This is a genomic window from Actinophytocola sp. (assembly GCF_009379765.1).
Classification (GTDB): Bacteria; Actinomycetota; Actinomycetes; order Mycobacteriales; family Pseudonocardiaceae; genus Actinophytocola.
The window spans coordinates 1-13,068 of sequence record NZ_WHTD01000216.1 but is presented as its reverse complement, the minus strand read 5'-3'; the positions used below and the strand labels follow the sequence as shown (position 1 = coordinate 13,068).

At 71.0% G+C, this 13,068-nt stretch carries 8 protein-coding genes and 1 pseudogene; 6 read left to right on the top strand and 3 right to left on the bottom strand.

What is annotated here, in order from left to right; translation table 11 throughout:
- Positions 1-306: 306 nt before the first annotated feature.
- Positions 307-1,344, bottom strand: a complete 1,038-nt coding sequence (locus GEV28_RS39020) for a histidine kinase (RefSeq protein WP_367115279.1) — start codon at positions 1,342-1,344, stop codon at positions 307-309.
- Positions 1,345-1,452: 108 nt separating this feature from the next.
- Between GEV28_RS39020 and GEV28_RS39015 the strand changes: the two genes are divergently transcribed.
- Positions 1,453-3,048, top strand: coding sequence for an MFS transporter (locus tag GEV28_RS39015; RefSeq protein WP_291418858.1), 1,596 nt, complete (start codon positions 1,453-1,455; stop codon positions 3,046-3,048).
- Between the two features lie 140 nt (positions 3,049-3,188).
- Here the strand turns inward: GEV28_RS39015 and GEV28_RS39010 are convergent, their stop codons facing one another.
- A complete protein-coding gene (locus GEV28_RS39010; RefSeq protein ID WP_291418856.1) occupies positions 3,189-4,349 on the bottom strand; it encodes a beta-ketoacyl synthase N-terminal-like domain-containing protein in 1,161 nt (386 codons plus the stop codon).
- Positions 4,350-4,657: 308 nt separating this feature from the next.
- Here GEV28_RS39010 and GEV28_RS39005 point away from each other — a divergent pair, with 308 nt between their 5' ends.
- Positions 4,658-7,429 (top strand): EAL domain-containing protein, encoded by a 2,772-nt coding sequence (locus GEV28_RS39005; RefSeq protein WP_291418853.1) that lies wholly within the window; start codon positions 4,658-4,660, stop codon positions 7,427-7,429.
- 276 nt (positions 7,430-7,705) lie between these two features.
- On the opposite strand, the gene GEV28_RS39000 is transcribed toward GEV28_RS39005, so the two are convergent.
- Complete coding sequence (locus GEV28_RS39000) at positions 7,706-7,921, bottom strand: TetR/AcrR family transcriptional regulator C-terminal domain-containing protein (protein ID WP_291418851.1); 216 nt, start codon at positions 7,919-7,921, stop codon at positions 7,706-7,708.
- A gap of 108 nt (positions 7,922-8,029) precedes the next feature.
- Here GEV28_RS39000 and GEV28_RS38995 point away from each other — a divergent pair, with 108 nt between their 5' ends.
- The 4 genes and pseudogenes from GEV28_RS38995 to GEV28_RS38980 all read left to right on the top strand — a co-directional run bounded on the left by GEV28_RS38995 (position 8,030) and on the right by GEV28_RS38980 (position 12,927).
- Positions 8,030-8,731: a response regulator transcription factor gene (locus GEV28_RS38995; RefSeq protein WP_291418849.1), complete on the top strand. Its 702-nt coding sequence runs from the start codon at positions 8,030-8,032 to the stop codon at positions 8,729-8,731.
- Positions 8,728-11,112, top strand: coding sequence for an ATP-binding cassette domain-containing protein (locus GEV28_RS38990; RefSeq protein ID WP_291418847.1), 2,385 nt, complete (start codon positions 8,728-8,730; stop codon positions 11,110-11,112). Before GEV28_RS38995 ends, GEV28_RS38990 begins: the two co-directional genes overlap by 4 nt.
- 10 nt (positions 11,113-11,122) lie before the next feature.
- Positions 11,123-11,860, top strand: a complete 738-nt coding sequence (locus tag GEV28_RS38985) for an ABC transporter permease subunit (RefSeq protein WP_291418845.1) — start codon at positions 11,123-11,125, stop codon at positions 11,858-11,860.
- A gap of 257 nt (positions 11,861-12,117) precedes the next feature.
- Positions 12,118-12,927: pseudogene (locus GEV28_RS38980) on the top strand (IS3 family transposase).
- Positions 12,928-13,068 lie beyond the last annotated feature (141 nt).

The following is a 13,068-nucleotide window of genomic DNA, read 5'->3' as shown; positions in this document are numbered from 1 at the left end:
CCGAACCCACCCACCCCGAACCAGCACCACCGTTCTGATGTGGAACGGCGTCACGGGGATCGTTTCTGCGACGGCGGCCCTGACGCATCACGGCTCTGGTGTCAGTGGTGATCTGATGCGCCGGACAGTACTCCACTGTGGACTTCGCCCACAGGAACCCGTCGCCGGGCCCACGCCGTCCTGGCGTGTGCGCAGCGCCAACCCGACTGCAGGGCGATACTGCAGAACGCTGCTGCTGATATGCCCCGGCCCAACTCGACGAACTGGGTGCGCACCACGACAGGTCCAACCGGCGCACCGTCTCCCTCACGCCCCCACGGAGTCACGATCAAACGATCGCTGACCCCTTGGAACCAACTGACTAGTCGTCGCGGCCCCAGGCCGCGGACAGCGCGACCTTGCCGCCGGTCCGCAGCAGCGACCCGGAGTACAGCCGGCTGGACAGCAGCACCACCAGCACCACCGCGCCGGCCAGCAGGCCGAGTGACACCAGCGCCTCCCACGCCTGCGCCTCGCCCGAGAACAGCGCGCAGCGCCTCGCGGGCGGGTGTCCTTGTCCCTGCCGCCCCGGTCCTTGTCGAGCACCCGCCGGGCCGCGCCCGCCTGCACACCCATCACGGACACGTGGTGGGCGACGACGTCGTGCAGGTCGCGCGCGATGCGCACCCGCTCGGCGACGACCGCGCCGCGGGTGTTCTGCTCCTGCGAGCGGCGCAGCTCCTCGGCGTTCCGCTCCAGCTGGGCCTGCCGGCGTGCCGACAGCCAGGCCATGTTGCCGAAGAAGTACGCGGAGAGGAAGAACAGCAGGTTGAACCCGATGTTGTAGACGACGGCCGCGAGCAGCGGGTCCAGCGGGCCGGCGGCGCCCGCGAACTCCGGGCTCGGCTCGACGAGGGCCCGCACGAGGCTGACGCCGAGCCAGCCGAACATCGCGACGATCACGCCGACGCGCGACCAGCGGGCGATGGGCCGGTTCCGCTCCCAGGCGCCGACGGTGTAGATCGCGAGGAACAGCGCGATGGACGGGACGAGGTTGTCCCCGATCTGCCGTGCCTGCGCGACGATGAACAACACGCCGACGGCGACCAGCACGGCGAGCGGGAACCGGCTGCGCACCACGAGCGGCGCGGTCATCGCCGCGGTCCAGGCGAACTGCTCCCCCAGCGTGGGAGCGTCCGCGAAGTAGAAGGCGCCCATGCTGTTGACGAGCACGGTGACGACCATCGCCCCGGCAAGCACCGCGAGCCCGAGCCACACGTCCCTCAGCTGCTGCACAGCCGTGGGCCCCGGCCGCGCCCACCGACTCCAGGCGGACTCCTGACCACGCTCCGTGCTCATGACCATGCCCGTCAAGGTAGCCGGTCTCGAAAGTCTCTCGTGGTCGATGTCGAAATGCGCCGAGCCGGTTCGACGTGTTGGTGACAAGCGATGATCGAGACACGGGGACGGGTCATGACGGTGGAGACGAAGGCAGTGGCCGGCCGGCGCGAGTGGGTCGGGCTGGCGGTGTTGGCGCTGCCGACACTGCTGTTGTCGGTGGACATGAGCGTGCTCCACCTCGCGGTGCCGCACCTCGCGGCCGACCTGCGGCCGAGCAGCTCCGAGCTGCTCTGGATCATCGACATCTACGGGTTCATGATCGCCGGGTTCCTGGTCACGATGGGGACGCTGGGCGACCGGATCGGCCGCAGGAAGCTGCTGATGATCGGCGGCGCCGCGTTCGGCCTGGCGTCGATCGGAGCGGCGTTCGCGACGAGCCCGGCCATGCTCATCGGGGCCCGGGCCCTGCTGGGGATCGCCGGGGCGACCCTGATGCCCTCGACGCTGGCGCTGATCAGCAACATGTTCCAGAACCCCAAGCAGCGCGGCACCGCGATCGCCGTGTGGATGAGCTGCTTCATGGGCGGGATGGTGCTCGGGCCGGTCGTCGGCGGCCTGCTCCTGGACGTCGCCTGGTGGGGTGCGGTGTTCCTGATGGCCGTGCCGGTCATGGTGCTCCTGCTCGCCACCGCGCCCAAGCTGCTGCCCGAGTACCGCGACGAGCACGCCGGCCGGCTGGACCTGGCAAGCGTGGTGCTCTCGCTCGGCACGATCCTTCCGGTCGTCTTCGCACTGAAGGAGATCGCCAAGAACGGCCCCGACCCGCGCACCGCCCTCGCGCTGGCGGCCGGGCTGGGCCTCGGCACGGTGTTCGTGCGGCGCCAGCGGCGGCTGGCCCACCCGATGCTCGACCTGAGCCTGTTCCGCAACCGGACGTTCAGCGCGGCGCTGAGCATCACGGTCGTCGGCGCGGTCACCATGGGCGGCGTCTTCCTTCTGGTCAGCCAGTACCTGCAGCTGGTCGAGGGTCTGTCGGCGGCCCAGGCGGGGCTCGCGCTGGTGCCGCAGGCAGGTGCCGTGGTGATCGGGTCGCTCATCGCGCCGCGGCTGGCCCGGCGGATCCGGCCGGAGTTCGTGCTCGGCTTCGGCATGCTCGTCGCCGCGGTGGGGATCCTGCTGTTCGCCCGGATCGACAGTGGCAATGGGACCGGCGACGGGACCGGCAACGGGCTCGTGCTGGTGGTGCTCGGCATGTCGGTGGCCGCGTTCGGGATGGGCCCGCAGGGCGTGCTGTGCACCGAGATGGTGGTCGGCTCGGTACCCGCCCGCAAGGCCGGCGCGGCCTCGGCGATGTCGGAGACCTGCGGCGAGTTCGGGATCGCGATGGGGATCGCCGTGTTCGGCAGCGTCGGCACGGCCGTCTACCGCGGCGACCTGACCGTCCCCGACCAGCTCCCCGCCGGCGCCGCGACCGAGGCGACCGAGAGCCTGGCCGGCGCGGTCAACGCCGCGCACGGCCTCGGCGACCAGCTCGCCGCGAACCTGCTCACCTCGGCCAGGGAAGCGTTCACCAGCGGACTGCACACGGTCGCCACCATCGGCGCGGTCATCGTGGTCGCCTTCGCGGTGGTCGGCATGATCGCGCTGCGCAACACCCGCCCGGCCGACGCCGAGCCGACCCCGGCCGCCGAGCCGACCTCCGCCGCCGAGCCCGCCCTGACCCACTAACTCCGCGAGTCCAACCCCCAGAACCCGCGAGTCCAACGCTCAGGACCTCCGAGTCCAACGTTCCGAACCCGCGAGTCCCCGTTTCCGGACCGGGGACTCGCAGGTCGTGAGTGGGGGACTCGCGGGTCGGGGTGGACGGCTCAGGCGGGTGGGGCCAGCACGACGGCGGAGTTGTGGCCGCCCATGCCGAGCGAGGACTTGACGGTGATGCCGCCGGTGATCGGCGTGGGACCGTTGAGCAGCTGTGGGTGTCCGGGGGCCACGGTCGGCGGCGCCGGAACCAGCCCTCGGTCATAGCCCAGCGCGGTCACCGCCACCTCGACGGCGGAGGCCGCGCCTTGGCAGTGTCCGGTCAACGGCTTGACCGAGTAGATGTTGGTGTGCGCCGGAAACAGGCGCTCCAACATCACGGCCTCGGCACGGTCGCACTGCTGGGTGCCGGGTCCGTGGGCGTTGATGTAGCGCACCTCCGAGGCCGGCACCCCGGTGTTGGCCAGGGCGTCCTGGATGCAGTTGATGACCTGGGTGAGCTCCGGGTCGATCGACGTGACGTGGTGCGCGTCGTGCGACATCGCGCCGCCGAGGGTGTAGGCGTACGGCCGGTCGGCGCGGGCGGACAGCACGAAGGACACCGATGCCTCGCCCATGATGAAGCCCCTGCTGCCCTGCTGGAACGGTCGGCACGCCTCGAGCGGCTCGGCATCGATGATCGCGACGCCGAGCCGGACGAAATGCGAGACGTTCTCCGGGGTGAGCGACAGGTCCGTCGCCACGAAAACGACGTCGTCGACGATGCCCGCGTCCAACCACGACTTCGCGGTGATAAGGCCGGCGTTGCCGGACGCGCACATTGCCGAGACGGTCATCGCCGGACCGTGGAATCCGTATTCCTGCATGAGCGTGGACATCGGCGTGGACGGCATCAGCGCCAGATACTCACGCACCGAGAGCCGCCCGTCCCGGGTGGTGTAGAAATCCCGCCACAGATCCACCTCACCGAGGACGACCGCATGCAGCAGGCCGACCCGCCTACCGGGATTCCAGCCACGGGTGCCGGCGTCCTGGATCGCCTCCCGCGCGGCGGCGCGCATGGCTCTGGCGAACCGGGTCGCGCCGTCCTCCGGATCTCCCCCGTCCGGCACCCGCGCCGCCCACACGGTGTCACCGGGTGCCGACCCGAGCCCCGACATCGCCCTGGCGGCCGGTTTGCCGGACACGAGCCCGTCCCACAACGGTTCGCGGCCCCACCCGTACCCGCTGACGACGCCGATTCCGCAGATTCCCACTTGTTGCGTAGCCATCCCTGTTCCCTCTCAACTCGAGGGCCGATATGCACCGCAGGACGCCACGTCGACACACCGCCTCGGCGACCTTGCCAACGCCGACACATCAATGGTAACGCGGCACGGAGCGGGACACCGTCGCATTCCCGAGCCGTTTCTCGAGGCCTTCCACAACGGAGTGTTCCGTGGTGGATCATGCATGGGACACACTTCGCCCGAAGACCGCGGCAGCCGAAGCCACCGGGCGCCGCAAGTCTAGGGTGGTTGGGTTCGAGACGACGCGGTAAAACTCCACAATGGCCACTCCACGACGGATTGGACAGAACATGGGGCCTGGACGCCCTGACTTCTACGGGCTCATGGGCGACACCAAGGCCGACCACGAGCTGGTGGTCGAGCTGGCTCTGTCGGCCGGGTCCGCCGTCGTGTGGTGGTTCGACTTCTCCACCGAGAGCATCACCTGGATGCCGGGCCTGGACGACATGATGGGCATGGCCGGCGCCGAGGAGCGGCTCGTGCGGGCCCGGCTGACCGAGCTCGTCTCCCCGCTGACGATCGCCGCGAGGTCGGCTCCCGTGTGGCAGGGCTTCGAGTTGGAACAGCCGTGCGCGAACTCGGGTGGGAACGTGCGCTGGATCCAGTTCCGGGCTCGCGTCTCCGCGCATCCCGACCGGCGGAGCCTGGTCGGCATCGCGACCGATGTGAGCAGCCGGCACGACCAGCGGCAGGCGTTGACCGACCTGGCCGACCGGTACCGACTACTGGTCGACCTGACCCCCGACGCGATCGTCGTGCACGAGGCCGGCCGAATCGTGTACGCGAACCCGGCGGCGCTCAGGTTCGTGCGGGCCGGGTCCACGAGCGAGATCCTGGGCCGGCCCATCGTGGACTTCGTCCATCCCGACTCGGTCCCGTCCATGCTGCGCCGCATATCGGACCTGGCCGAGCCCGGCGCGACGAGCGAGTCGGCCGACGCCGTGCTCGTGCAGTTCGACGGCGGCACCGTCGACACCGAGGCGATCTCCGTGCGCACCACCTGGGAGGGGCGACCGGCGTACCAGGTGATCATGCGCGACGTGACCGCCCAGAAGGCGGCCGCGGCCGCGCTGCACTACCAGGCCGCGCTGGTCGCCCACGTGAGCGACGCGCTCGTCGCGACGACCGCCCAGGGGGTGGTGACCAGCTGGAACCCGAGCGCGGAGACCGTGTACGGCCACCACGCGACCGACGCGATCGGGCAGCCGATCCACCAGGTGGTCGGCGCGCCCCTGGATCCCGCCGCCATCCTCGACGCGGGCGGCGTGATCCAGGCGGAGCACCGGAACTCCGCCGGCGGTGCGCTCGCGGTCCGCGTGTCGGTGGCCCGGATGGACGACGGCTACGTGCTCATCTGCGCCGACGAGACCGCCCGCAGGCGCGCCGAGCAGCACTTCACCACGGTGGTCGCGGCCATCGAGGAGGGCGTCATCGTGATCGGGGCGACCGGGCGGGTCGAGTCGGTCAACCCCGCGGCGGAGCGCATCCTCGGAATCCGCGCGGAGGAGGCGCTCGGCGAGCCGTCCACCCTGGCCGAGCTCTACGACGAGACCGGCGCGCGCATACCGCTGTCGAACTACCCGACGGTCCACACGCGGCGCACCGGGCAACCACGCAACGGGCGGACCGTCTGCGTGGCCCGGCCGGACGGGAGCCGCGTCTGGCTGTCGATGAGCTGCCGGGCGCTCAACCCCGACGGCGACCTGCCGGCGGCCGTGGTCGTCTCGATGACCGACATCACCGAGCGTCGGATGATCGAGGGGCGGCGGGAGCACGAGGCCACCCACGACGCCCTGACCGGACTGGTCAACCGCACCGTGGCCATCGACCGGCTCAGCCCGGCCGCTCGCGCCCGGCGCTCGGGATCGACCGCGATCCTGTTCATCGACCTGGACAAGTTCAAGGTCATCAACGACTCGCTCGGCCACAACGTCGGCGACAAGGTGCTGAAGGTCATCGGCGCGCGGCTGCGTGGGAGCACCCGCCGGGGCGACGTCGTCGGCAGGCTCGGCGGCGACGAGTTCGCGGTCATCGCACACGACATCGACGGCCCCGACGAGGCGCGGGGCCTGGCCGAACACATTCGCACCGAGCTGAACCGGCCGGTCGCGGTCGAGGGCCGGAACCTGCACATCGACGCGAGCCTCGGCATCGTGATCGCCGACCCGGACGACGCCCGGGAGGGCGAGGACCTGCTCCGCGACGCGGACCTCGCGATGTACCAGGCCAAGACGCAGGGCCGCGGGCGGCACGCGTTCTTCGACATCGACCTGCGCGAGCGCAGCCTGCGCAGGCTGCAACTGGAACAGGACCTGCGCGAGGCCCCGCGGGACGGTCAGCTGTGGCTGGCCTACCAGCCCATCGTCGACCTGCGCACCGACCGGACCACGGCCGTCGAAGGTCTGCTGCGCTGGGCGCATCCTCGCTACGGGCTCATCTCCCCCGGCGAGTTCATCCCGCTCGCCGAGGAGAGCGACCTGATCAACATCATCGGCGCGCACATGCTCCGCACCGCGACCGAGGAGATCATCGGCCTGCGCGTTCAGCACCCCGATCTGCAGCTCACGGTGAACCTGTCCGCGCGCCAGCTCGACGACCCCCAGCTCGTGCCCGACGTGCGGGACGCGGTACTCGCGACCGGACTGCCGCCGGGCGCCTTGTGCCTGGAGATCACCGAGAGCGCGCTCATGCGCGACCCGGCCACCGCCGCACGCACCCTCGCCGCGCTGCGAGAGCTGGGCGCCCGCCTGGCGATCGACGACTTCGGCACCGGATACTCCTCACTCGCCCAGCTGCTGACCCTCCCCCTCGACACGCTCAAGATCGACCAGACCTTCACCGCGGGACTCGGCCGCTCCGACGACGCCGAGGCCATCGTCACCAGCATCATCGCGATGGCCCACGCCGTCGACCTCACCGTGGTCGCCGAAGGCGTCGAGCACCCCCACCACCTGGACATCCTGCGCCGGCTCGGGTGCGACCAGGCCCAGGGCTACCACCTCGGTCGCCCCGTCCCCGCCCACGACCTCGCCCGCACCATTCCGACGGACGACCACCGGTAGACCGCCGACGGCCTTACGCCACCGCACCACGCATCATGGAGCCCTCCGCGGCACGGCGCAGGAGCCGCTGCCCGCGCAGCGCGCCGCCGACGACGACGGCAACGTGGACATCGCCGGCGCCCGGGAGCTGGAACTGATCCTGCGCCGTCGGGTCGGCCGCCCGCGCGCCACCGTCGGGGCCACTGTCGGGGCCACCGTCGGGGCCACCGGGTACGGACAGCAGGTACCGGGTACGGACAGCAGGTACTGGGTCATCGAAACACTCCTCGTCCGAGCTCAGGCCGCGTCCCGGGCCCTTTCGAGGCCGTCGAGGATCAGGTCGAGGCCGAACTCGAACTCGCTGCCGTAGTCGTAGCCCGGTTGCAGGACGTGCTCGACGGCGATCTCGGTGAGGTGCGGGTACTGGCCGGAGGAGAACCGCGCCCGCCCAGATCTCGCCCAGATTCCGCCCAGATGTGTGCGCGGCTGTGGCGAGAGGCCCGGGAGGACCATGGGAGCGACGTCCCCGGAGTGTGCGAGTTTCGTGTGAGTCCGTCGCTGGTCGCTCCGGGCGCCCGGTCGGGGTGGTGTGATCGTCTCCCGGCGAGTGGAGGGATTGCGATGGCTGGTCCGGCTGCTCAGCAGCGGTTGCTGGTCGTGGACGACGAGCCGTTCATCCTCGACGCGGTCGCCGCCTCGTTGCGGTTCCTCGGGTTCGAGGTCGACACGGCCGCCACGGGGCGGGCAGCGCTGCTGCGGGCGCGTGAGTCCGAGCCGGACCTGATCGTGTTGGACGTGTTGTTGCCCGATGTGGACGGCTTCGCCATCGTGCGCCGGCTCCGGGAGGAGGGCTCTGCGGTCCCGGTGATCTTCCTGACCGCGAAGGACACCCAGCGCGACGCCGTCACCGGGCTCGGCCTGGGCGCCGACGACTACGTCACCAAACCGTTCGGGCTGGAGGAGCTGGCGGCCCGGGTCCGCGCGGTGCTGCGCCGGACCAGGCCGGAGGGCAACGGGGCGACCTTGCGGTTCGCCGACCTCGAGCTGAACCAGGACAACTACGAGGTTCACCGGGCCGGGCACCTGGTCTCCTTGTCCCGCACCGAGTTCCGCCTGCTGCGCTACCTGATGCTCAACCCGGGCCGGGTGCTGACCCGCGAGCAGCTGCTGCGGCACGTGTGGAGCTACGACTTCGACGGCTCCAGCACCGTGGTCGGCACCTACATCAGCTACCTGCGCCGCAAGCTCGGCGCGTTCGGCCCGGACCTGATCCACACCGAACGCGGCGTCGGGTTCGGCCTGCGGCAGCCGGACGCGTCATGAGGCCGCGCAGACCGGCGACGCTGCGCACCCGCCTGCTCCTGGGCCTGCTTCTGGTCGCGGTCGCGGTGATCGTCGCGTTCGACGTGGCCACGGTGGCCGCGCTGCGCGAGTCGCAGACCCGGCGCATCGACGGGATCCTCGACCAGGTCGCGGCCACCCACGAGGGCCGGGCCACCGAGCTGGTCCACGCGGCCGACGGCCGGCAGCCTCCGCCGATGCTGCCCGGCGTGGCCCCGAACGACTACTACCTGGTGGTCGCCACCAGCGACCGGGGAACCGTCCGCATCGGCGCCCCGCCCGAAGTGTCCCCGCGGCTACCGGCCGACCTCGGCGAGCTCGCCCGGTCCGGAGACATCCGTACCGTGCCCGGCACCGACGGCGCCGCCGCGTTCCGGCTGCGCGCGGTGGCCACCGAGGCGGGAACCCTTGTCATCGCGGTCAACCTGCGTTCGGTCACCGACGCGATCCACAAGCTGCAGGCCATCCTGGCCGTCGCCACGATCATGGCGATGGCCGTCCTCGCCGCCGGCGGGCTGGCGGTGGTCCGGCGCGGCCTGCGGCCGCTGGAAGCCATGGCGTCGCAGGCCGACCGGATCACCGCGGGCGACCTCACCCGGCCGGTCGCGCCGCAGACCCCGGACACCGAGGTCGGCCGGCTCGGCCGCGCGCTCAACCGGATGCTCACCCGCATCCACGCCTCGGTCCGGGAGCAACAGGTCGGGCAGGAGCGGATGCGCCGGTTCTTCGCCGACGCGAGCCACGAACTGCGCACCCCGCTGACCTCGTTGCGCGCCAACGCGGAGCTCTACGAACAAGGCGCCCTCGCCAGCCGGCCCCAGGTCGACGAGGCCATGCGACGCATCCGGGTCAGCGCGCAGCGGATGAGCACCCTCGTGGACGACATGCTGCGGCTCGCCCGCCTCGACCAGGAGCCCCGTGCCCGGACCGACACGGTCGACCTGAGCGCGCTGCTCGCCGACAGCCTGCGCGACGGCTGCACCACGGACCCCGACCGGAGCTGGGCCGGCGAGATCCAACCCGGGCTCACCGTCCACGGTGACCAGGACCTGCTGCGCCGCGCCGTGGACAACCTGCTCGCCAACATCCGCACGCACACCCCGACCGGCACGACCGGCACCCTCACCGCCCGCCGGGACGGCGCCGACGAGGTCGTCATCGAGGTCGGCGACGACGGCCCCGGCGTGCCGGGGCATGAGCTGCCCCGGCTGTTCGACCGCTTCCACCGGGTCGACGGCCACCACACCGGCACCGGGTCCGGTCTCGGCCTCGCCATCGTCGCCGAGGTCGCGGCCGGCCACGGCGGCGGCGCCACCGCCGTCGCGGCGACCCCCAGGGGCCTGCGCATCCGCCTCACCCTGCCGATCGGCGCCGGCACCAGCACCGGGAGGCGAACGTCGAGCGACGACCGCGCACGACCATCCCCGAGCGAGATCGAAAGGACAAGCGCGATGACCATGGTGGCGTTTCGTGGGCTCACCAAGAGGTTCGGGCAGACGACGGCCGTCGAGGACCTGACCTTCGACGTTCCGCCGGGCCGGGTGACCGGGTTCCTCGGCCCGAACGGCGCCGGCAAGACCACGACCCTGCGGATGCTGCTGGGACTGGTGCACCCCACTGACGGCGAGGCGCTGATCGACGGTCGGCGCTACGCCGACCTCACCGCGCCACGCCGCACCGTGGGCGCGGTACTGGACTCGACCGGCTTCCATCCCGGGAGACGAGGCCGAGACGAGATCCGCGTGCACGCCGCCGTCACCGGTGTTCCCGACGCACGCGTGGACGAGGTGCTCGACCAGGTGGGCCTGACCGCCGACGCGGACCGCAGGGTGGGCGGCTACTCGCTGGGCATGCGCCAACGCCTCAGCCTGGCGGCCGCCCTGCTGGGCGACCCGCGGATACTCATCCTCGACGAGCCGGCCAACGGCCTCGACCCCGAGGGGATGGCCTGGCTGCGCGACCTGCTGCGGGAGCTCGCCGATGCCGGTCGCACGATCCTGATCTCCAGCCACGTGCTCAGCGAGGTCGCCCAGATCGCGGACCACGCCGTGATCATCAACCACGGGCGGCTCCGGTTCGCCGGCCCACTGGCGGCGTTGGGCGAGGGGCTGGTCTCGGTCCGCACCAGTGACACGGACGCGGCGCGGCGCCTGCGCCGCACGCTCGCCGAGCGCGGCATCGACGCGTCCGCCACCGGAACCGCCACCCTGCAGGTCCGCGGCGCCACCGCGGAGGACATCGGCCGCGTGGCCGTGGACGAGCGGATCGTGCTCGCCGCGCTGACCGAGACCAGCACGTCGCTGGAGGCGACGTTCCTCGACCTGACCCGTACCGACCCCACCACCCCGACCGGCGCACGGTGAAGGAGCACGCGTGACCACGCTCATCGTCAACGAATGGACCAAGCTGCGCACCATCCGTAGCCCATGGCTTCTCGTGGCCGTCCAGCAGGCCGTCATCGTCGCCGGCGTGTCCGGACTGGCCGCCGCCGGCGCGGACCTGGACACCGCGGAGGGTGTGCGCAGCCTACTCTCCCACGCCGGTATCGCCTCAGCCCTCCTCAGCCTGATCCTCGGCGTCACCGCGGTCGCCGGGGAGCACAGGCACCGCAGCATCACCGACACCTACTTGGACACCCCCACCCGGACCCGGGTGGTCACCGCCAAGCTCGCCGCCCACCTCGCGGTCGGCGCGGCGCTCGGCGTGGTCAGCGCGGTCACCGGACTGGTCACCACCGCGATCTGGACGGCCGCGAAGAGCGGCACGCTCGACCTGGCCGAGGCGCAGGCCTGGCGCATCATCGTCGGCATCGTGGCCATCAACGCCGCCTATGCCGCGATCGGTGTGTGCCTCGGCGCCCTGGTGCGCAACCTCACCGGCGCGATCGCCGTCGCCCTGGTCTGGATCGCGCTGGTGGAGACCACGGTGGCCAACCTGCTCGGCGACCTCGGTCGCTGGCTGCCCAACCGCGCCGGCATGGCGCTGGACTACATGCCCACCACCGCCGGCGCCCTCCTTCCGCAGTGGGGCGCCGCACTGGTCCTCACCGGCTACGCCGCCGTGCTGGCCTTTACCGCGCTGACGACCACGGTCCGCCGGGACATCACCTAGATGATCGAGTCCGTGAAGATCATGTGAGTGGGATCGGTGTCCGGACCCGAGGGGTGCGACCGGTAAATGGACCACCCTGGTGATCTTGGAGGCCGTTGGTTCTGGGAAGGATCAAGGGCATGGCAGCGGCGAGGAAGTACCCGGCAGAGTTGAAGGTTCGTGCGGTGGGGATGGTGCGTGACCTGGAGCGGGAGCTTGGTGAAGGACGAACCATCCCGGGTTTGGTGCGCACCTTCTTGATTGGGAAGGTGGCCGCCATGCCGAAGAAGGATGACCCCGAGACCAGGGCCAAGGCGATCCGTTTGGTCTGTGACCACGCAGGCGACTATGCCTCGGAGCACGAGCGATCAAGACCGTGGCTGGCGGCTCGGGATGAACCCGGAGACTCGTTAAGATCGCTCCGAGAACCTACTACGCCCACGTCTCGCGTCCGCCGTCGAAGCGGACGCTGTGGGACACCGCGATCATCGAGGTGCTAGCCGGCTACACGAGCCCGACGAGCACGGGAGGAAGAACCCGGAATCGTTGTACGGGTCACTGAAGATGTGGGCCTACCTGCAGCGCGAGGGCGTCCCGGTGGGGGCGCTGCACCGTGGAGCGGCTGATGCGCCACAACGAGTGGGAGGGTGTCCGTCGGGTCACCACGGTGCGCACCACCGTGCCGGACCCGTCTGCGGCGCGGGCACCTGACCTGGTCGATCGGCAGTTTGCGCGTCCCGGCACCGGATCGTCGGCTGGGAGTGCTCGATGTCCAAGCAGACCAGGTTCGTGGAGTCCACGATCCGCCAGGCCGCAGCGTTACGCGCCAGACTAGGAATCCCTTGCAGGGCAACACAATTCACCACTCCGATGCCGGCTCGCAGTACAACGAATGCATCCGGGACGACTCCCCGTTCCGGCGCGGCCCGCTGCGCAGCCCCGCCGACCTCGAGCGGATTACCGCGGACTGGGTGCACTGGTACAACACCAGCCGACTCATGCACCGCCTCGACCGGCAACCACCGGCCGAGAACGAAGCCAACTACTATGCATCAACCCGTAACGGCCGACCGGCCGACCACACATAACCGTGTGCACCAAACCCGGGACGCTTCAGTGAGGGCCGCTTCCTGCGCATGATCGATGTGCGGGGTTTGGTCCGCGTACGTCGCGGTGGCGGTTGGTTGCAGATCAGAACGGTGGTGCTGGTTCGGGGTGGGTGGGTTCGG

What these genes read in the sequence shown, in the direction of transcription:
- GEV28_RS38995 (WP_291418849.1), top strand. Translation starts at nt 8,030, where the DNA reads ATGGCTGGTCCGGCTGCTCAGCAGCGGTTGCTGGTCGTGGACGACGAG.
- GEV28_RS39010 (WP_291418856.1), bottom strand. Translation starts at nt 4,349, where the DNA reads ATGGCTACGCAACAAGTGGGAATCTGCGGAATCGGCGTCGTCAGCGGG.
- GEV28_RS38990 (WP_291418847.1), top strand. Translation starts at nt 8,728, where the DNA reads ATGAGGCCGCGCAGACCGGCGACGCTGCGCACCCGCCTGCTCCTGGGC.
- GEV28_RS39000 (WP_291418851.1), bottom strand. Translation starts at nt 7,921, where the DNA reads ATGGTCCTCCCGGGCCTCTCGCCACAGCCGCGCACACATCTGGGCGGA.
- GEV28_RS39015 (WP_291418858.1), top strand. Translation starts at nt 1,453, where the DNA reads ATGACGGTGGAGACGAAGGCAGTGGCCGGCCGGCGCGAGTGGGTCGGG.
- GEV28_RS39020 (WP_367115279.1), bottom strand. Translation starts at nt 1,344, where the DNA reads ATGGTCATGAGCACGGAGCGTGGTCAGGAGTCCGCCTGGAGTCGGTGG.
- GEV28_RS39005 (WP_291418853.1), top strand. Translation starts at nt 4,658, where the DNA reads ATGGGGCCTGGACGCCCTGACTTCTACGGGCTCATGGGCGACACCAAG.